This is a genomic window from Variovorax sp. Soil_C_17, assembly GCF_057657265.1.
Genome location: NZ_JBDGIT010000001.1, coordinates 1,038,159 through 1,055,681 on the forward strand (window position 1 = coordinate 1,038,159; position 17,523 = coordinate 1,055,681).

The 17,523-nt window shown below is 66.3% G+C and carries 17 protein-coding genes, 1 pseudogene and 1 riboswitch; of the genes and pseudogenes, 10 read left to right on the forward strand and 8 right to left on the reverse strand.

The features are described 5' to 3' along the window. Positions 1-13: 13 nt before the first annotated feature. Entirely contained in the window at positions 14-901 is an 888-nt protein-coding gene (locus tag AC3A6Y_RS04950; RefSeq protein ID WP_487867109.1) for a LysR family transcriptional regulator, read from the reverse strand. 95 nt (positions 902-996) lie between these two features. Here AC3A6Y_RS04950 and AC3A6Y_RS04955 point away from each other — a divergent pair, with 95 nt between their 5' ends. From AC3A6Y_RS04955 to AC3A6Y_RS04980, 6 genes and pseudogenes are all read left to right on the forward strand, one after another. Further along, the gene (locus AC3A6Y_RS04955) at positions 997-1,434 is read left to right on the forward strand and encodes a PACE efflux transporter (RefSeq protein ID WP_487867110.1); all 438 of its coding nucleotides are present in this window, start codon (positions 997-999) and stop codon (positions 1,432-1,434) included. A 10-nt stretch (positions 1,435-1,444) separates the two neighbouring features. Then, a riboswitch (S-adenosyl-L-homocysteine riboswitch) is annotated at positions 1,445-1,531 on the forward strand. 66 nt (positions 1,532-1,597) lie between these two features. Continuing rightward, the gene (gene metH / locus AC3A6Y_RS04960) at positions 1,598-4,312 is read left to right on the forward strand and encodes a methionine synthase (protein ID WP_487867111.1); all 2,715 of its coding nucleotides are present in this window, start codon (positions 1,598-1,600) and stop codon (positions 4,310-4,312) included. Continuing rightward, positions 4,312-6,099, forward strand: a complete 1,788-nt coding sequence (locus AC3A6Y_RS04965; protein WP_487867112.1) for an ArnT family glycosyltransferase — start codon at positions 4,312-4,314, stop codon at positions 6,097-6,099. Before metH ends, AC3A6Y_RS04965 begins: the two co-directional genes overlap by 1 nt. Beyond that, positions 6,096-7,085, forward strand: a complete 990-nt coding sequence (locus tag AC3A6Y_RS04970; RefSeq protein WP_487867113.1) for a glycosyltransferase family 2 protein — start codon at positions 6,096-6,098, stop codon at positions 7,083-7,085. The genes AC3A6Y_RS04965 and AC3A6Y_RS04970 overlap by 4 nt, the downstream gene beginning before the upstream one ends. Beyond that, entirely contained in the window at positions 7,082-7,480 is a 399-nt protein-coding gene (locus AC3A6Y_RS04975) for a GtrA family protein (protein WP_487867114.1), read from the forward strand. The genes AC3A6Y_RS04970 and AC3A6Y_RS04975 overlap by 4 nt, the downstream gene beginning before the upstream one ends. A 28-nt stretch (positions 7,481-7,508) precedes the next feature. Further along, positions 7,509-7,652 (forward strand): annotated as a pseudogene (locus tag AC3A6Y_RS04980) (FHA domain-containing protein); the annotation flags it as partial. Between the two features lie 53 nt (positions 7,653-7,705). Here AC3A6Y_RS04980 and AC3A6Y_RS04985 read toward each other — a convergent pair. The 7 genes from AC3A6Y_RS04985 to AC3A6Y_RS05015 form a co-directional block, all read right to left on the reverse strand. Then, the gene (locus AC3A6Y_RS04985) at positions 7,706-8,410 is read right to left on the reverse strand and encodes an AP2 domain-containing protein (protein ID WP_487867115.1); all 705 of its coding nucleotides are present in this window, start codon (positions 8,408-8,410) and stop codon (positions 7,706-7,708) included. A 198-nt stretch (positions 8,411-8,608) separates the two neighbouring features. Then, positions 8,609-9,040: a hypothetical protein gene (locus AC3A6Y_RS04990; protein ID WP_487867116.1), complete on the reverse strand. Its 432-nt coding sequence runs from the start codon at positions 9,038-9,040 to the stop codon at positions 8,609-8,611. Between the two features lie 407 nt (positions 9,041-9,447). Beyond that, positions 9,448-9,855 carry a hypothetical protein gene (locus tag AC3A6Y_RS04995; protein ID WP_487867117.1) on the reverse strand — a complete coding sequence of 136 codons (408 nt, stop codon included), beginning with the start codon at positions 9,853-9,855 and terminating at the stop codon, positions 9,448-9,450. A 7-nt stretch (positions 9,856-9,862) separates the two neighbouring features. Next, entirely contained in the window at positions 9,863-10,288 is a 426-nt protein-coding gene (locus AC3A6Y_RS05000; protein WP_487867118.1) for a hypothetical protein, read from the reverse strand. A 273-nt stretch (positions 10,289-10,561) separates the two neighbouring features. After that, on the reverse strand, positions 10,562-11,761 hold the full coding sequence (locus AC3A6Y_RS05005; protein WP_487867119.1) for an amidohydrolase family protein: 1,200 nt from the start codon (positions 11,759-11,761) through the stop codon (positions 10,562-10,564). Beyond that, on the reverse strand, positions 11,707-12,474 hold the full coding sequence (locus AC3A6Y_RS05010; RefSeq protein WP_106560347.1) for a TetR/AcrR family transcriptional regulator: 768 nt from the start codon (positions 12,472-12,474) through the stop codon (positions 11,707-11,709). Before AC3A6Y_RS05010 ends, AC3A6Y_RS05005 begins: the two co-directional genes overlap by 55 nt. Next, positions 12,474-13,247: a ferredoxin--NADP reductase gene (locus tag AC3A6Y_RS05015; protein ID WP_487867120.1), complete on the reverse strand. Its 774-nt coding sequence runs from the start codon at positions 13,245-13,247 to the stop codon at positions 12,474-12,476. The genes AC3A6Y_RS05010 and AC3A6Y_RS05015 overlap by 1 nt, the downstream gene beginning before the upstream one ends. Before the next feature lie 275 nt (positions 13,248-13,522). Here AC3A6Y_RS05015 and AC3A6Y_RS05020 point away from each other — a divergent pair, with 275 nt between their 5' ends. The 4 genes from AC3A6Y_RS05020 to AC3A6Y_RS05035 all read left to right on the forward strand — a co-directional run bounded on the left by AC3A6Y_RS05020 (position 13,523) and on the right by AC3A6Y_RS05035 (position 17,481). Beyond that, on the forward strand, positions 13,523-15,130 hold the full coding sequence (locus AC3A6Y_RS05020) for a 6-hydroxynicotinate reductase (protein ID WP_487867121.1): 1,608 nt from the start codon (positions 13,523-13,525) through the stop codon (positions 15,128-15,130). 11 nt (positions 15,131-15,141) lie between these two features. Continuing rightward, positions 15,142-16,062 (forward strand): UPF0280 family protein, encoded by a 921-nt coding sequence (locus AC3A6Y_RS05025; protein ID WP_487867122.1) that lies wholly within the window; start codon positions 15,142-15,144, stop codon positions 16,060-16,062. A gap of 19 nt (positions 16,063-16,081) precedes the next feature. After that, entirely contained in the window at positions 16,082-16,726 is a 645-nt protein-coding gene (locus AC3A6Y_RS05030; protein WP_487867123.1) for an amino acid synthesis family protein, read from the forward strand. A gap of 170 nt (positions 16,727-16,896) precedes the next feature. Continuing rightward, a complete protein-coding gene (locus tag AC3A6Y_RS05035; protein ID WP_487867124.1) occupies positions 16,897-17,481 on the forward strand; it encodes an amino acid synthesis family protein in 585 nt (194 codons plus the stop codon). The last annotated feature ends 42 nt before the right edge of the window (positions 17,482-17,523 follow it).

A 17,523-nucleotide genomic window follows, 5' to 3' on the forward strand; every position in this document is an offset into this window, starting at 1 on the left:
ACGCAAGGCAAGCTCAGTTCTTCTTGCGAGCGATCAGCGCCACGAAGCGCTGCGCGCCCAGGCCCAGCGGGCGTTCGCGCGACCAGACCACGTCCACCCAGAGGTCCAGCCCATTCGAGAGGTTCTCGAAGGGAATCTCCACCAGCGCCCCCGCCGCCACGTGCGGCCGGGCGAAGTTGCGCGGCAGCCAGCCCCAGCCCAGGCCGGCGGTGATCAGGCTCAGGGCGGCCAGCGCGTTGTCGGTGCGCCAGACGTGGCGCGCGAATTCGAAGCGCGCGTCGCGGGTGGCCAGGTCGCGGCCCGCCACCACGATCTGGCGGGTGGTCCGCAGATGGTCCTCGCGCAGGCGGCCGCCGGCACCGGCCAGCACCGGGTGGGCGGGCGCGATCACAGCCACCATCATCTCGTTGGCCACTTCCTGAAAGGCCTCGCGCCCGTCCAGGCTCGGGCGCTCGAAGACCAGCGCCAGTTGCGCCCGGCCGCTGTGCAGCAGCGCCAGCGCATCGGCCTGCGGGGCGGCCAGCACTTCGACTTCCAGCTGCGGATACTCCTGCGCCAGCGTCGCCAGCGGCCCGCTCCAAGGCGCGGCCAGGAGTTCGGGGGCAATGGCCAGCGTCAGCCGGTTCTCCAGGCCCTGAGTCAGCGCGAGCGCCTGCACCTGCAGCTGCTGGAGCTGGGCCGCCAGCAGCCGTGCCTGCGGCTCCAGCGAACGCGCGGCGGCGGTGGGCTGAGGCTCGCGGCCGCTGCGGTCGAACAGCGAGAGGTCCAGTTCCGCCTCGAGGTTGGCGATCGCCATGCTGACGGCCGAGGGCACGCGATGCAGTGCCCGCGCGGCGGCAGAAAAGGAGCCGTGGTCGAGCACGGCCAGGAAGACCTCCACGTTGTCGCTGCTGAAGCTCATGGATCTATCAATAAAATTGAAGGAAGATGATTTCTTATATCAGCGATGGAAACATAAAGTCGAGCCCGACGCAGCAACAAAACGGAAACGAATTCATGCAAGGGCTCAAGCGCCGGATCGTCTACATCTCGCTTTACGAAGGCATCGCCATCGTCGCCGCCAGCGCCGGGCTCGCCCTGATGACGGGGCAGAGCGCCGGCCATTCGGGCGTGGCGGCCGTGCTGGCCTCGGGCATCGCGATCCTCTGGAACCTCAGCTTCAATGCCCTCTTCGAGCGCTGGGAGTCGCGCCAGGCGGTGCGCGGCCGGAGCCTGCGCCGCCGTATCGCACACGCGATCGGCTTCGAGGGCGGGCTGGTGGCCTTCCTGGTGCCGGTCTTCGCCTGGTGGCTGGACGTGAGCCTCTGGCAGGCGCTGGTGATGGATCTCGGCCTGGTGGTGTTCTTCCTCATCTACACCTTCGTGTTCAACTGGGCCTTCGACGGGATCTTCGGCCTGCCCGCCTCCGCGTCCGGGGCGGTGCAGCCAGCGTAAAATCCGCGGCTCCCAAGGAGCGTTGCAGCGCGGGCCGCCCCGGTCGATCGAGCCAGGCGCCGCGTCAGGCTTGGGCTTGCAACGACGCTCGCCTGATCCTCCGCCCACAGGTGAGCCCATGTCTTCCGATTCTTCCTCTCCCGTCCAAATCTCCCCACCCCCGATGAAGCTGTCCGGCCTGGAGCCGGTGCGCATCGGCGAGGGCACGCTGTTCGTCAACATCGGCGAGCGCACCAACGTCACCGGCTCCAAGGCCTTCGCCCGCATGATCCTCAACGGCCAGTTCGAGGAGGCATTGGCGGTGGCGCGCCAGCAGGTCGAGAACGGCGCGCAGGTGATCGACATCAACATGGACGAAGCCATGCTCGACAGCAAGGCTGCGATGGTGCGCTTCCTCAACCTGATCGCCAGCGAGCCCGACATCGCGCGCGTGCCGATCATGATCGACAGCTCCAAGTGGGAGGTGATCGAGGCCGGCCTGCGCTGCATCCAGGGCAAGGGCATCGTCAATTCGATCAGCATGAAGGAGGGCGTGGAAGCCTTCAAGCACCAGGCCACGCTGCTGCGCCGCTACGGCGCGGCGGCGGTCGTGATGGCCTTCGACGAGAAGGGCCAGGCCGACACCTACGAACGCAAGATCGAGATCTGCGAGCGCGCCTACCGCATCCTGGTCGACGAGGTGGGCTTCCCGCCCGAGGACATCATCTTCGACCCGAACATCTTCGCGATCGCCACCGGCATCGAGGAGCACAACAACTACGCGGTCGACTTCATCGAAGCCACGCGCTGGATCAAGAAGAACCTGCCAGGCGCCAAGGTCTCGGGCGGCGTGTCGAACGTGAGCTTCAGTTTCCGCGGCAACGACCCGGTGCGCGAGGCGATCCACACGGTGTTCCTCTACCACGCGATCCAGGCCGGCATGGACATGGGCATCGTCAACGCCGGCATGGTGGGCGTGTACGACGACCTCGAGCCCGGCCTGCGCGAGCGGGTGGAAGACGTGGTGCTCAACCGCCGCCCCGACGCCGGCGAGCGCCTGGTCGAGGTGGCCGAAAGCGCCAAGAGCGGCGCCAAGGACGACAGCAAGAAGCTCGAATGGCGCGGCACGCCGGAGCAGCCGGTGTCGGTCAGCCAGCGCCTGTCGCATGCGCTGGTGCACGGCATCACCGACTTCATCGTCGAGGACACCGAGGAGGCCTACCAGGCCATCCTGGCCAAGGGCGGCCGGCCCCTGCACGTCATCGAGGGCCCGCTGATGGACGGCATGAACGTGGTCGGCGACCTCTTCGGCGCCGGCAAGATGTTCCTGCCCCAGGTGGTGAAGTCCGCGCGCGTGATGAAGCAGGCCGTCGCCCACCTGATCCCCTACATCGAGGAAGAAAAGCGCCAGGACGAGGCCGCGGGCCGCGACGTGCGCAGCAAGGGCAAGATCATCATCGCCACCGTCAAGGGCGACGTGCACGACATCGGCAAGAACATCGTCACCGTCGTGCTCCAGTGCAACAACTTCGAGGTGGTGAACATGGGCGTGATGGTCCCCTGCCACGAGATCCTGGCGCGTGCCAAGGTCGAGGGCGCGGACATCGTCGGCCTGTCGGGCCTGATCACGCCCAGCCTGGAGGAGATGCAATACGTCGCCGGCGAAATGCAGAAAGACGAGCATTTCCGCATTCGCAAGATCCCGCTCCTGATCGGGGGCGCCACCACCAGCCGCGTGCACACGGCCGTGAAGATCGCGCCGCACTACGAGGGGCCGGTGGTCTACGTGCCCGACGCGTCGCGCAGCGTGAGCGTGGCGCAGTCGCTGCTCTCCGACCAGGCCGCGGCCTACATCGACGAGCTCAACACCGACTACGACAAGGTGCGGCACCTGCATGCCAACAAGAAGCAGGTGCCGCTGTGGCCGCTGGCCAAGGCGCGCGCCAACAAGACGCCCATCGACTGGCAGGGCTATGTGCCTCCTAGCCCCAAGTTCACCGGCCGGCGCGTGTTCCGCAACTTCGACCTGGCGGAGCTCGCGAAGTACATCGACTGGGGCCCCTTCTTCCAGACCTGGGACCTGGCCGGGCCCTTCCCCGCGATCCTCAAGGACGAGGTGGTGGGCAGCGAGGCGGTGCGCGTCTTCGGCGACGGGCAGCGCATGCTCAAGCGGCTGATCGAGGGACGCTGGCTCACGGCCAACGGCGTGATCGGCTTCTGGCCCGCCAATACGGTGAACGACGACGACATCACGCTCTACACCGACGAGACCCGCACCCAGGCCGCGCTCACCTGGTATGGCCTGCGCCAACAGACCGAGAAGCAGGCCATCGACGGCGTCATGCGCCCGAGCCGCTGCCTGGCCGACTTCGTGGCGCCGCGCGACAGCGGCCTGGCGGACTACGTGGGCATGTTCGCCGTCACCGCCGGCATCGGCGTCGAGAAGAAGGAGAAGTTCTTCATCGACGACCTCGACGACTACTCGGCCATCATGCTCAAGGCCCTGGCCGACCGGCTGGCCGAGGCCTTCGCGGAGGCGCTGCACCACCGCGTGCGCACCGACCTCTGGGGCTATGCGCACGACGAGGCCCTGAGCAACGAGGCGATGATCGCCGAGAAGTACCGCGGCATCCGCCCCGCCCCCGGCTACCCCGCCTGCCCGGACCACAGCGTGAAGGGCCCGATGTTCGAGCTGCTGCAGTGCCGGGATATCGGCATGACCCTCACGGAAAGCCTGGCCATGATGCCCGCCGCCAGCGTCAGCGGCTTCTACCTGAGCCATCCGGAAGCGACCTACTTCAACGTCGGCAAGATCGGGCACGACCAACTGCAGGACCAAGCCGCGCGGCGCCACGAGAGCGAGGCGGACCTGGAGCGGCTGCTGGCGCCCAATCTCTGATGTTTTTCGAGAAACTCACATTCGCGGCCGCGCACTACGCCGCGCTGGCAATCTTCGTCGCCGGGTGCTGGGGCTTCGGCCGCGCGGTGTTCCTGCGCCTGGGCGTGCCGGTGCGCCGCGACCTTTGGCTCGAGACGGCGATGAGCACCGCCCTCGGCATCGGCGTCTTCATCTGTGCCCTCCAGGCGCTCGGCATCGCCGGACTGCTCCGTGCGTCGGCTGTGCTGCTGCTGGTCGCCATCGGCTTCGCGGCCGCTTGCGCCCAACTTCCCACCTGGCTCCGCGAGGCGCGCGCCTTCGAGTCCGGACCGCCGCTGAGCTGGGTCGACAAGGCGGCATTCGCCGCGTTGCTCCTGGTGGCGCTGCCCACGCTGTTCGCCCCGCTGGCGCTGCCGGCCGCCTTCGACGAGCTCATGTACCACCTGCCCTACGCGCGCCAGGTGGCCCAGAGCGGCACCTTGGGAATCCATGAGTGGCTGCGCTATCCCTGGTTCCCGTACAACTACAACCTGCTCTATGCGGGCGCGCTGCAGGTCGGCGACGACGTGCTGCCGCATTTCCTGAGTGCACTTGCGGGCTGGCTGTCGGTGTGGATGGTCTATCGCCTGGGCATGCAGTACCTGAACCGGGTGCTGGCCTGCGCGGCCGCCGCCATCTGGCTGGGCATGGGCGACTATTCGAGCGCGTTGATCGACATGGGCGTCGCGCTGTTCGTGCTCTCGGCCTGGATCGCGTTGTGGTGGTGGAACGAAGCGCACACCACCGATCCGAAGAAGGGCGCGCGCTGGCTGGCGCTGGCGGCCTTCTTCCTCGGCCTCGCGGCCGGCTCGAAGTACCAAGCCCTGACCTTCCTGCCGCTGGCGGGCTGGTTCGTGATCCGGCGCGAGCGCCGCCCTGGCATCTGGGCCCTCGCGCTGCTGTGCTTCCTGCTGCCCTGCATCTACTGGTACGCGCGCAACGCGCTCATGACCGGCGACCCCTTCAATCCCATCGGCGCCAAGCTGTTCGGCTTCAGCAACTGGAATCTTGCCGATTACCAGAACCAGGTGAACGACGTGCGCGCCCATGCCGCGCTGCCGAGCTACCTGGTCTGGCCGGTGCTGCTGGCGCCCTTCAGCCGGGCCTGGCGGCGCACGCCCGCAGTGCATGCGGCCATTGTCTTCAGCGTCTACTCGTTGCTCGTGTGGGTGCTGACCTCGCGCTATCCGCGCTATATGACGGCCTCCTTCCCGCTGCTGGCGCTGACCGCAGTGCTGGGGTGGCAGATGCTGCTGGGCTGGCTCGTGGCGGGCCTGCGCCGGCTCGTGCCCGCCTCCGGCCGCGCGGGCTGGCCACCGCGCGCGGGCAGCCTCTTCGTCAGCCTGTTCCTGGTGGTGCTGGCGGCCGTGTCGTACCGGCACAGCACGCGCGAGCTCACGAAGGTGTCGCTCTCGCCTACCGCCCGCGAGGCCTTCCTGCGAGCGAACGTGCCGGGCTATGGCGTCATGAACCACGTGCGCGAGCATGCCACCGGCCGCGTCTACCAGATCGCACTGAGCGAGGCCATCTACTACGGGCCCAATCCGATCTGGGGCGATACGCTCGGCCCCTGGCGCTATCCGGATTTCCCGTTGCTGCCGGGGGCCGAGGCCGCGAAGAGGTTCGCCGAACTGGGCTTCGAAGCCGTCGTGATGCCCGATGCGGTGGCGCGCACCCTGACCAGCCATGAGGATTTCAACCGCCACTTCGCTTTGATGTACGAGCAGGACGGCGCCAAGGCGTACCGTATCCTGCCCCCCGCACCATGAACGAAGCTCCTGTCTTGACCGCCCTGCGGCCCGCGCTGCGCATCGCCGCGGTGATCCCCTGCTACAACGAGGCGCTCGCCATCGCGCGGGTGGTGGACGAGTTCCGCGCCGCATTGCCCGAGGCCGAGATCAACGTGTTCGACAACGCCTCCAGCGACGACACCGCGGCCATTGCGCGCGCAGCCGGCGCCAAGGTGACCTATGTGGCCCTGCGCGGCAAGGGCAACGTGGCGCGCCGCATGTTCGCGGACGTCGAGGCCGACATCTACGTGATGGTCGACGGCGATGCCACCTACGACCTGGGCGAGCTGCGCCACCTGGTCGACACGCTGGTGGAGGGCAACCTCGACATGGTCGTGGGCTCGCGCGTGGACGACGGCGACGATGCCCAGACCTACCGCGCGGGCCATCGCTTCGGCAACCGCCTCCTCACCGGTGCGGTGGCGGCGCTCTTCGGCGGCCGGCTCACCGACATGCTCTCGGGGCTGCGCGTGTTCTCGCGGCGCTATGCGAAGTCCTTCCCTGCCGTTTCCGAAGGCTTCGAGATCGAGACCGAGCTCACGGTCCACGCGCTGGAGCTGCGCATGCCTTTCGCCGAGCTGCCGGTGCGTTACCGCTCGCGGCTCGAGGGCTCGCACAGCAAGCTCTCCACCTACCGCGACGGCTGGCGCATTCTCAGGACCATCTGCAAGCTGTTCGTGAGCGAAAGGCCGCTGCTCTTCTTTTCCGGCATCGCGACCGTGCTCGCGCTGGGCTCGGTCCTGGCGGCCGTGCCGCTGGCACTGACCTACCTCGAGACCGGCCTGGTCCCGCGCCTGCCCACCGCCGTGCTGCTGACCGGCACCATGCTGAGCGCGATGCTCGCCTTCGTCTGCGGCGTCGTGCTGCACACCGTGACCAAGGGCCGGCAGGAGGCCAAGCGCCTGCGCTACCTGGCCATTCCGGGCGTGCGGCATCGCGGGCCCGTCGACCGGCCCGGACGATGAAGGCAGGCCGCGAGTTCCTGCTGTTTGCGCTCGCCGGCGTGATCGGCCTGGGTGTCGACGTGGGCGTGCTCTACCTGGCCGCCCCGCTCCTGGGCTGGTATGCGGCGCGCGTGCTGTCCTTCCTCGCGGCCGCGACCGCCACTTGGTCGCTGAACCGGCGCTATGCCTTCGCCACACGAAATTCGGGCGCCTCGCTGGCGCGCGAATACGCGGGCTACCTGCTGACCATGCTCGGCGGGGCCGTGGTGAACTACGGCGTCTATGTCTTCGTGCTGCACAGCCTCGCCGGGCCCTGGGTGCCGGCGCTGGGTGTGGCGCTGGGCAGCTGCGCGGGGCTGGCGCTGAACTTCCTTGCTGCACGGCAGCTGATCTTCAAGTCCAGGCGCGGGCGCTGAAGGCAGATGGCGAGGTCCTGATCGGGCGGTGGGAGGGGAGCGAGATCGTTCTTTCCCGCCCGAAGGTCAGGCGGGTGCATGCCTCCTGAGCTGCCAGGGCGCCTTCGCGACGATCAAGGACGCGCGCAGCACCAATGGCACCTTCGTCAACGGGGCGCCGACCGATCCGGTGCCGCATCTACTCGGCGAATTTACGCTGCCGCTTGGAAAGCCTGGCCACCTGCTTCAACTGCCTGTGCCGCTCGGCGATGGCCAGCGCCTTGGCCCCTCGTATCCATGCTCCTTGACCGCGAAACTCTTGTACAAGTTATTGCCGTTGATGCGCGTGACCGCCGCCCAGAAGCCCTGACGCGCCGGACTGTGCTGGCGGTACTTCACGCCGGCGACGCCGCTCGTGTTGGAACTGCGCACAATTTCCCATTGGGCGACGGGCGCGGGGCAATCGCTCGGCAATTTTCGTTCGGGCGCTGCGCGCATGTGCGCTTCGTCGGGATGCGGGAGTGAAAGCCCCGTCATCTGCAGCAGTTGCCTCTGGCGTTCGGCGATGGCCAGTTGCTTGGCATCTGCGCCGTAGCGCCCGACGCTGAAGCACTTGGTGAGCTTCTTGCCCGGCGCTAGGGCCGTCTCCGCATGCCAGTACCGAGGCATGCCATCGGGTCCCGTCGCGCACCTCACGCCTGGAATGCCGCTCGTATTGTTACTACGCGGAACCTGGGCCATCTCGCGCCGGAGTTTCGGCGGATGCTTCTTGACCACCCCATCGCGCCACGTCTGGGCGCGCAGCAGCGCCGCCGCCTCGCCTTGATGCATCCTGAAGCCGAAATGCTTGTAGAAGACGACGCCATTGCGCGTCAGCGAGACTTTCCAGCCTCGGACGCCGCGCGTGATGCCGTACATCGCGGCGGGTTTGCTGCGGGTACCACTGGGCATTCGATTCGTCTCCTTGGGCGGGTTATTACCGCGGGGCTTCGACCCAGATCATTTCATGTGACCCGCAGTCCTTCGTTTGTATGCATGTCACGTGCCATGAATAGCTATCAGGGGAGGCAAAAAAATCAAAGCAAGGACTGTTGATGCCGCAGCGTAGATGCCTAGTTCTGAGGCGAGGTTTGAGGGATTTCATGATGTTTAGAAGATCGACCAAACAACACCCTTCGCGAGCGCACATACTTGCGCACCCCAAGACGGCACCAGCGATACAAGAACGTACTTTCCGTTAAGCACGTGCTGAACAGCAGCTTCGACCTCTTGTTCACTGGACAGGCTTTCCCCGTCGGAAGTGCCCGACATCCACTCCAGACGCCCACGAAGTTCGTCTTGCATTGGCCGCTGGGCCGAGTCAATGACGGTCAATTCGAGCACGACATTTTGCAGTCCGAAGTCGCTGCAACGAAACTTCTCGACGTCCGTCAGCAACAACGTCAGGTCATGTCCATCGACCGTGCGAAAAATGCATTCGACGGTACTCGACCATGGGTCATGACGTACTGCATAGAGCTCTGCATCGTGCAGTTCAGGCATGGGCGTTGTGTTGCTTTCCATCTTGTTGGCGACGTTCATGGTTTGAGACATCCATTGATGATGCGATCCCTTGGCCAGGCGAAGGTGGGACCGGGAACTCGTCACTACCTCTCATCTTTTTTGTCAACGTGGAAGATGCGCCGCCAGTTCAACAACCAGTGAACGCCAATCCCCATGAACACTCCGATGGCGTGCACGGCGATGAGCCAGCCAAGTTTTTCCCAAGTTCTGAACCGCGAGGTGGCGGTTTCAATTTCTTCTGCATAGCTCTGTCTGAGTGCTCGTGAAGGAAAGTGCGTGCTTGAGAGCTTTCATTTCAAAACCCAGAACGTATGCGCTGGCTGCTGAGCGTCTTTGCAGGGGCGTGATGTCGAGGTCCGCAAACCTGTTGTGTGCCGTTGTCGGCTTCGTCTCGCCGAAGGCGCTGTACGACCACAAACTGCGCGTCAGCCGCGGGGCGTCGGTGGGCGGTTGTTGAAAAACGAGAGATTTTCTGCGATCGGCTTGCCAAGCCGTGCAAGTAGATGTGCAGCTTCGCGACGAAGGTCTTCCCACGCAGGATGATCTAAGGCCTCGTCACTAGAGCGCAGCGCATCTGGGGGGAGAGTCCTTATCTTGTTCAGTAATGAAACTACGCCCATGCGCTCTGACTGCGAAAGGAAAGGACCCGCACATCTCAGTACAGTCTCTCCGGAATCCAGAACATCGTTCTGAAGCTCCCATGCTGCGTGGGCGCCACCCACTTGTTCCTTTTGTTTTGTTGCATCCAGCGCCATCACACCCAATCCCTCTACAAAGTAAAAGAAGGTGTTATGAAGGGCTTCAATCAAGGACAGTTCGTTTTCGCTCATCATGCCTCTCTCAATTCAGCCCATTTTCGGAGGGCATCAACACATTGCACAGCGGACATACCAGTGGGTGAATCGGCATCCTGCCCGGAATCCCTAGAGGCGATAGAGGCCTGCTGCCTTGCGGATTTCCAGGATGCGCCTCCTCTGGTGTGATGGGGTTGCCCTTTCCTCCCACCACCGGGCTGTAGATGAATTTCTGGCCAGGCTGTGCCATGGCTGCGCAGTACTCGTCGATGCTCGAGTAGAGCTTGCCGTATTCGGCCACCCAGGGGTACGGGTTGTAATACCAGAGCTTGGCATCTGCATGGCCCGACAAGCACGCGAGCACGATAAGCACGCCGTGCCATGGTCTTTTGATGGTGAAAGTCCCGAGTCGCTCTCGCGGCGCGATGCCGGACTGGCTGCGAGCGAGGGCGATTGAAAGTGCAGCGCGCATGCGTGCGCGCCGCTGACGGCTTGCCATGGGAATCCCTGGTGAATTGATCTTCTCGCTGCGTGCCCTGGGCACGCAGCGGCGCATTCAATGAAAGGGAGTGCGGTGGCAACGACATCCCGTCACTGCATCCATTTCATTGGTGGCGCGGATCGTAGCCACACAAGTCACAGCAGCATAGACAGGAGAAAGTTCAACCCATGTCAATTCGGGTGAGGACGAGTAGTACTTATCGCGTCCCTTTGAGACCTCAGAAGGACTGCCCGCAGAATTTCTTCAGTGCGCGCCCGACACCACCACCGGAATCTCCGTCGCCGGCGGCGTATTCCGGCTGCGCCCGCAGCGCACCATGCCGTCGATCATCACCATCCCCACGCCCGGGATGTCGCCCAGCTGCACGCTCTCCAGCAGCGTCTTGCCGGCCGTGTGCTGCGCCCGGTCCATGAAGACGAAGTCCGCCGCGCGGCCGGGTTGGATCAGCCCGCAGTTCAGCTTGCGGATGCGCGCCGTGTTGCCGGTCGCGAAGCAGAACACCAGCTCGGCCGGGATGTTGGCGAGCGAGGACAGCATCGCCACCATGCGCAGGATGCCCAGCGGCTGCACGCCCGAACCAGCCGGCCCGTCGGTGCCCAGGATGATGCGGTGCGGGCACTTCAGGTCCAGCGCCGCCTTGGCCGCCGCGATCGCCACGCGCTCGTTGCCGTTGTGCACGATCTCGATGGCGCGCGACGACTTCTCGCACAGCTCGCACACATGCGCCTCGGGCAGCGAGGTATGGCCGCCGTTGATGTGGCCGATGACGTCGGCGTCGGCCTCCAGCACCACGTCCTTGTCGATCAGGCCCGAGCCCGGGATCGACGGCCCGCCGGTGTGGATGGTGCTCTGGATGCCGTACTTGCGCGCCCAGGCCACCATCTCCTTGGCCTCGTAGCCGGCCTTCACCGAGCCCAGGCCCACCTCGCCGAGCAGGCCGACGCCGGCCTCGGCCATTTCCTTGAAGTCGCTCTCGACCATGCCCTTCTCGAGCACCGGCGCGCCCGCCAGCACTTTCACGCCGCCCGGGCGGAAATTGTCGAAGGCGCGCTGCGCGGTGATGGCCAGCGCCTTCACGCCCACGATGTCCTTGGGGCGGCCGGGCAGATGCACCTCGCCGGCAGAGATCATGGTGGTCACGCCGCCGTTCATGGTCGAGTCGATCCAGCCCAGCTGGCTTTGCCGCGGCGTCCAGTCGCCGAAGACCGGGTGCACGTGGCTGTCGATCAGACCGGGCGCGACGCAGGTCTTCTTCGCGTCGATCACCGTCTGCGCGCCTTCGCAATCGCAGTCCTTCTCCTTGCCGACGGCAACGATCAGGCCGTCGTTCACGACGATCGTGTCGGCATCGAGGATGGGCTGGTCCAGGTCGCCGGACAGCAGCAGACCTATGTTCCGGATGACGACCTTGCCCGACTTTGCGGTGCTTGCGACTTCTGCCATGTCTTGTCCTCGTGGGGTGCTGGGGATGGGGGTGCTTCTTCTTCGGAGGGCCCCGCGTCGACCGTGCGCAGCACGGTCTCGATCACGAAGTCCTCCCAGTGCGTGACCGCCTCCGGCGTCTCCAGCGGCTCGCCGAGGAAGGCGGTGAGCGTGTGGCGGTTGGAGGTGTAGAAATAGCCGGTGGAGGCGATCAGCAGATACAGGTCGCGCGCCGCCACGTCCTTGCGGAACAGGCCCTGCGCCACGCCGCTTTCCAGCAGCTCCTGGATGATCGCGATCGCCTTCGACGAGTACTCGCGCGCGCGCAGCGACTTCGCGATGTGCCGGCCCTTGTGCAGGTTCTCGGTGTTCAGCAGGGTCACGAACTCGGGGTTCTTGCGGTAGTAGCCGAGCACGAAGCGGATCACCGCCGCGAGCGCTTCCACCGGCCGGCTCGCATCGAGGTGCAGCGCGGCCTCGGCATCGTCCATGCGGCGGTAAATGCTTTCCAGCACAGCGATGAACAGGCCTTCCTTGCTGCCGAAGTAGTAGTAGATCATCCGGTCGTACGAGTTGGCGGCCTTCGAGATCTTCTCGACGCTGCCGCCGTCGTAGCCGTACTTGGCAAACACCTTGGTGGCCGCGCGCAGGATGCTGTCGCGCGTGGCCTGCGCGGCGGCCTCGCGCACGCCGGTGCGGCGCGTGGCCGGCTTGGGTGCGCGGGCCGTTGCCATTACTTTTCGGCGAAGGCGCGTTCGATGACGAAGTCGCCCGGGGTCGACGTGTTGCCCTCCTTGAAGCCGCGGCCTTCGAGGATGTGCTTCAGGTCGACCAGGAGGCCGGGGCTGCCGCACAGCATCACGCGGTCTTCCTTCGGATCGAGCGGCGGCAGTCCGAGGTCGTCCGTCAGCTTGTTGGTCGCGATCAGGTCGGTGATGCGGCCCATGTTGCGGAACTCCTCGCGCGTCACCGTCGGGTAGTAGAGCAGCTGCTTCTCGACCATCTCACCCAGGAATTCATGCTTGGGCAGGTGGTCGATCACCAGGTCGTGGTAGGCCAGCTCGTCGATCTGGCGCACGCCGTGCACCAGCACGACCTTCTCGTACTTCTCGTAGGTCTCCGGGTCGCGGATGATGCTCATGAACGGTGCGAGGCCCGTTCCCGTGCCGAACAGGTAGAGCCGCTTGCCCGGCAGGGTGTAGTCGATCAGCAGCGTGCCGGTGGGCTTGCGGCCCACGATGATGGTGTCGCCCACCTGGATGTGCTGCAGCTTCGAAGTGAGCGGTCCTTCCTCGACCTTGATGCTGAGGAACTCCAGGTGCTCCTCGTAATTGGGGCTCACGATGCTGTAGGCGCGCAGCAGGGGCTTGTTGTTGACCTTCAGGCCGATCATCGTGAAGTGGCCGTTCGAGAAGCGCAGCGCCGGGTCGCGCGTGGTGGTGAAGGTGAACAGTCGGTCGGTCCAGTGGTGGACGCTCAACACACGTTCTTCGCTGAATGCACTCATAGGAATCAGGGCTGGTTGTGGACGAAAAAACGCGCACGGACGGGGTGCGCGGTGACGCGGAGCCGAACACCGTCAGTCTGCCGCAACCCCTCGATTGTCGGCGACACCTGAGAAAACACCATTGCAAGCATCGGGTCTGTTTGCTACATTGACTTCATGTAGCGATCACCACATGAAGTTGTAGTGAATACTACACAAAGCGAAGTTCCAGCACAAGAGCGCCCTCCGGCCCATTTGTTGCACCCCGCCGCCACGAATTTCACGGGAAGCCCGCGATGACCGAACACACCAAGACAGACGGATTGCCCGGCATGGACATGCCGGTGCTACCCGAGGCCACGGGCCGCTCGGCCCCGCGCAACGAGCGCATGAGCACCAGCAAGGTCGAGTGCAACGCCTGCCCGGTGCTGTGCCAGATCTCCGAGGGGCGCACCGGCGCCTGCGACCGCTATGCCAACCGCGAGGGCGTGCTGGTGCGGGTCGATCCGGTGCTGCTGCTGCGCCGGGAGCTGGTTGGCGAATCGCCGGCGCTGGTGCCCTTCGCGCGCCCGGCGGCCGAGCCGGCCGCGCCCGGCGCCGAGCCCGACTGGAACGGCGATCTCCTCCATGCCGACGAGGTCTTCGTGACCGGCGTGGGCTCCTCCACCACCTACCCCGACTACAAGCCGGCGCCCTTCATCGTCGCCTCCAAGGCGCAGGGCGTGGACATGGTGACGGTGGTGACCGAGGGCATCTTCAGCTACTGCAGCTTCAAGGTGAAGATCGACACCGATCGCTTCCTCGGCGCCGAGCAGGCCAACGTGCGCTACCGCGGCGAGGTGGTGGGCCATGTCACCACCGCGGAGTACGGCTCGCAAATGCTGTCGCTCGGCGGCGTGCATCACCTGACCGGCGGCAGCAAGAAGGAAGGCCGGATGACGGTCGAGCTCATGCAGCTGCTGGGCAACAAGAAGCCGGCCGAATGCGTGATCGACGGCGGCGCCAGCATGGTGATCCAGGCCGGCCGGGCCCCCATCGTCAATGGCGTCGAGGAAAAGCGCATGCGCGTGGGCTGCGGCTCGGCGGCAATCGGCATCTTCGCGCGCCAGCTCTTCGGCCAGGCCGACGAGGTGGTGGTGGTCGACGACCACATCACCGGCGTGCTCACCGAGCACCAGGCCGGGCGCTGCCTGGACATGGCGCCCTCGGGCATCCAGATGCGCGGGCGCAAATCCACGCCGGGGCGCTACTTCCAGGTGGCCAATCCGGGCAACGGCTGGGGCGGCACCGACATCGACGACCCGCTCTCGATCATCGAGGGCTGGGAGGAGGGCGTGGCCCGGCCCGGCCTGCGCCTGCTGATGACCTCCACCACCGGCGAGCACGCGCAGTGGTACGTGCTCGACGATGCGCTCAAGCCGGTCGAGCAGCCGATGCCGGCCGAGGTGCGCCGGGTCGTCGAGCGCATCGGGGAGAACTGCGAGCCCTCGATGTGCACCGTGCTCTTCCTCGGCGGTGCCGGCGGGTCCTTGCGCGCGGGCGTGACCGAGAACCCGGTGCTGCTCACGCGCGCCATCAAGCGCGCGCTGGTCAACGTGACCTGCGGCGGCGCACCGGCCTACGTGTGGCCCGGCGGCGGCATCACCGTGATGGCCGACGTGCTGCGCATGCCCGACAACAGCTTCGGCACCGTGCCCACGCCGGCCATCGTCGCGCCCATCGAGTTCAGCATGCGGCGCGAGGACTACGCCGCGCTGGGCGGCCACATGGAGCATGTGTTTTCGCTCGAGCAGGCGCTGGCCCGCGGCGCCTGGCAGAACGACGGCGCACCGCTGGCGCGCCAATGGCGTCGCATGGACGATGCCAACCCGTGGCCGCTCGGCCGTCCGCCCATGCTCGGCTGATCGGGGTTTCCATGACGGCCCAACGCAGCGCTCTCGAGGGAGGCCGCTGGCATTTCAACCACGGCCCGATCGACATCGTGGCCGAGGCGCATGGCGACGAGGTGGAGGTCGCGGTCGCCCACGAGCATGCCTGGCGGCGCTTCGGCACGGTGCTCGACGAACTGGTGGGCGAGTTGCGCCTGCTGCGCCAGCCCGTGGGCGAGACCTGTGCGCTGCAGGGCCCGATCGCACGGCGCATGTGGCAGGCCTGTGCCCCCTTTCGCGCCGGCTTCATCACGCCGATGGCCGCGGTGGCGGGCGCCGTCGCGCAGGAGCTGATTGCCTTCTACCAGCGAGAGGGCATCGAGCGTGCGTGGATCAACAACGGCGGGGACATTGCCTTGCACCTTGCGCCGGGCCAGTCGGCGCGCGTCGGCCTGTTCGCCGACCTGGCGCGCTTCGACCTCCGAGATGGCGGGCCGCTCACCACCGACGGCCAGTTCGAGCTGCGCGCCGAGATGCCCGTGCGTGGCGTCGCCACCAGCGGCTGGCGCGGCCGCAGCTTCTCGCTGGGCATTGCCGACAGCGTGACCGTGCTCGCGGCGACGGCGGCCGAGGCCGATGCGGCCGCCACGGTGATCGCCAACGCGGTGAACGTGGAAGACGCGGGCATCCATCGCCGCCCGGCCGGCGAATGCAAGGACGACAGCGACCTCGGCGACATCCCCGTGACGGTCGATGTCGAGACGCTCGCGCCCGCGCAGGTGCAGCGCGCACTGGAGGCGGGCGCTGCCCGTGCGATGGCCCTGCAGCGCTCGGGGCTGATCGGGTCGGCCATGCTGGTTTGTCAGGGGCAATGGCGCCTCGTGGAGCCTTTAAGCTCGCCTGCGTCCGGCATTTCCGCGCTCGTGAATTCGCCGCAGGCCGCGGCAGTTGGTTCAGTATTTGCTTAACGAAAAGCAGGACCCTTCGATGATCGATATACGCCGTGTTTTCACCCAGGTCGAGACCATCTACCACGAGTTCGGCCCGCGCGCAGCGACGCCGCTGGTGCGCGGTGCGATCAGTGCGGTGCTCGCCAACCCCTTCGCCGGCCGCTACGAGCCTGACATCCTGCCGATGATGAGCCTGCTCGATCCGGTGGGCCTCGACATGGCGAAGCGCCTGCACGCGGCCATGGATGTGCCGCTTGCGCGCATCGCGACCTACGGCAAGGGCGCCATCGTCGGCGCCGCCGGCGAGCTGGAGCATGGCGCGCTGTGGCACGTGCCGGGCGGCTATGCAATGCGGGAGCTGCTGGGCTGGAAGGGCGATCGCGCGGCCTACACCGCCGGCACCGTGGACGAGAAGAAGACCGGGCAGCCGGGCAATGCGCTCTCGATCGTGCCCTCGACCAAGAAAGTGGGGCCGCCGGGCGCGACGCTGGACGTGCCGCTCACCAACATCAACGCCAGCTATGTGCGCGGCCAGTTCGACGCCATCGAAGTGCGCGTGCCCGGTGCGCCGGCGTCCGACGAGATCGTCTTCATCCTCGCCATGAGCACCGGCTACCGCGTCCACGAGCGCGTGGGCGGACTGCGCGCCGAGAACATCGCCAAGTGGGACGGATTGAGATGACCCACCCCCGTTGCTTGCTCACTTCGTGTAGCCGCCTCCCCCCTCGAGGGGGCAACACCAGCGGCCCGGCCCTTCGCCGGGCTCAGGACAGGCCAAGCCCGGTTCCGCGGTGTTCCCCGAACAAGCATCGCTGCGCTCGCTGCAGCAAGTGACAGAAACAGGAGATACAGATGCCAGCCAACATCCGCAAGCTCGTCGTGCAGCTCGACGAAACCCGCAAGGAAATGGGCAAGACCATCGAGCCGCCCACGCGCCGTGCCGTGGCCATCGCCGTCATCGAGAACCCGTACGCCGGCCGCTACAGCGAATCGCTCGACGAGCTGATCGCCATCGGCGAGGAGCTGGGCGCGCTGCTGGGGCAGAAGGCCGTCCAGGCGCTGGGCATCGAGCCCGCCCGGGCGCAGAGCTACGGCAAGGCCGCGATCGTCGGCGAATCCGGCGAGCTGGAGCATGCCGCTGCCATCCTGCATCCCAAGCTGGGCGCGCCGCTGCGCCGGGCGGTCGAGAAGGGCGCTGCGCTGGTGCCTTCGGCCAAGAAGCGCGGCACGCTGGGCACCGCCATCGACGTGCCGCTGGGCCACAAGGACGCGGCCTTCGTGCGCAGCCACTTCGATGCCGTGGAGGCGCGTGTGTCCGATGCGCCCCGCGCCAACGAGATCGTCGTGGCCGTCGCCGTGACCGACAGCGGCCGCCCGCTGCCGCGCATCGGCGGACTGCAGGTCTCCGAAATCAAGGGCGAAGACGGACTTCGTTGAGCCGACACGCCACCTTCCCGATTTTTCACCGTTCGACCCCAA

Coding starts and splice junctions, on each gene's coding strand:
- AC3A6Y_RS04950 (WP_487867109.1), bottom strand. CDS start 901: ATGAGCTTCAGCAGCGACAACGTGGAGGTCTTCCTGGCCGTGCTCGAC.
- AC3A6Y_RS04955 (WP_487867110.1), top strand. CDS start 997: ATGCAAGGGCTCAAGCGCCGGATCGTCTACATCTCGCTTTACGAAGGC.
- metH (WP_487867111.1), top strand. CDS start 1,598: ATGAAGCTGTCCGGCCTGGAGCCGGTGCGCATCGGCGAGGGCACGCTG.
- AC3A6Y_RS04965 (WP_487867112.1), top strand. CDS start 4,312: ATGTTTTTCGAGAAACTCACATTCGCGGCCGCGCACTACGCCGCGCTG.
- AC3A6Y_RS04970 (WP_487867113.1), top strand. CDS start 6,096: ATGAACGAAGCTCCTGTCTTGACCGCCCTGCGGCCCGCGCTGCGCATC.
- AC3A6Y_RS04975 (WP_487867114.1), top strand. CDS start 7,082: ATGAAGGCAGGCCGCGAGTTCCTGCTGTTTGCGCTCGCCGGCGTGATC.
- AC3A6Y_RS04985 (WP_487867115.1), bottom strand. CDS start 8,410: ATGCCCAGTGGTACCCGCAGCAAACCCGCCGCGATGTACGGCATCACG.
- AC3A6Y_RS04990 (WP_487867116.1), bottom strand. CDS start 9,040: ATGAACGTCGCCAACAAGATGGAAAGCAACACAACGCCCATGCCTGAA.
- AC3A6Y_RS04995 (WP_487867117.1), bottom strand. CDS start 9,855: ATGATGAGCGAAAACGAACTGTCCTTGATTGAAGCCCTTCATAACACC.
- AC3A6Y_RS05000 (WP_487867118.1), bottom strand. CDS start 10,288: ATGCGCGCTGCACTTTCAATCGCCCTCGCTCGCAGCCAGTCCGGCATC.
- AC3A6Y_RS05005 (WP_487867119.1), bottom strand. CDS start 11,761: ATGGCAGAAGTCGCAAGCACCGCAAAGTCGGGCAAGGTCGTCATCCGG.
- AC3A6Y_RS05010 (WP_106560347.1), bottom strand. CDS start 12,474: ATGGCAACGGCCCGCGCACCCAAGCCGGCCACGCGCCGCACCGGCGTG.
- AC3A6Y_RS05015 (WP_487867120.1), bottom strand. CDS start 13,247: ATGAGTGCATTCAGCGAAGAACGTGTGTTGAGCGTCCACCACTGGACC.
- AC3A6Y_RS05020 (WP_487867121.1), top strand. CDS start 13,523: ATGACCGAACACACCAAGACAGACGGATTGCCCGGCATGGACATGCCG.
- AC3A6Y_RS05025 (WP_487867122.1), top strand. CDS start 15,142: ATGACGGCCCAACGCAGCGCTCTCGAGGGAGGCCGCTGGCATTTCAAC.
- AC3A6Y_RS05030 (WP_487867123.1), top strand. CDS start 16,082: ATGATCGATATACGCCGTGTTTTCACCCAGGTCGAGACCATCTACCAC.
- AC3A6Y_RS05035 (WP_487867124.1), top strand. CDS start 16,897: ATGCCAGCCAACATCCGCAAGCTCGTCGTGCAGCTCGACGAAACCCGC.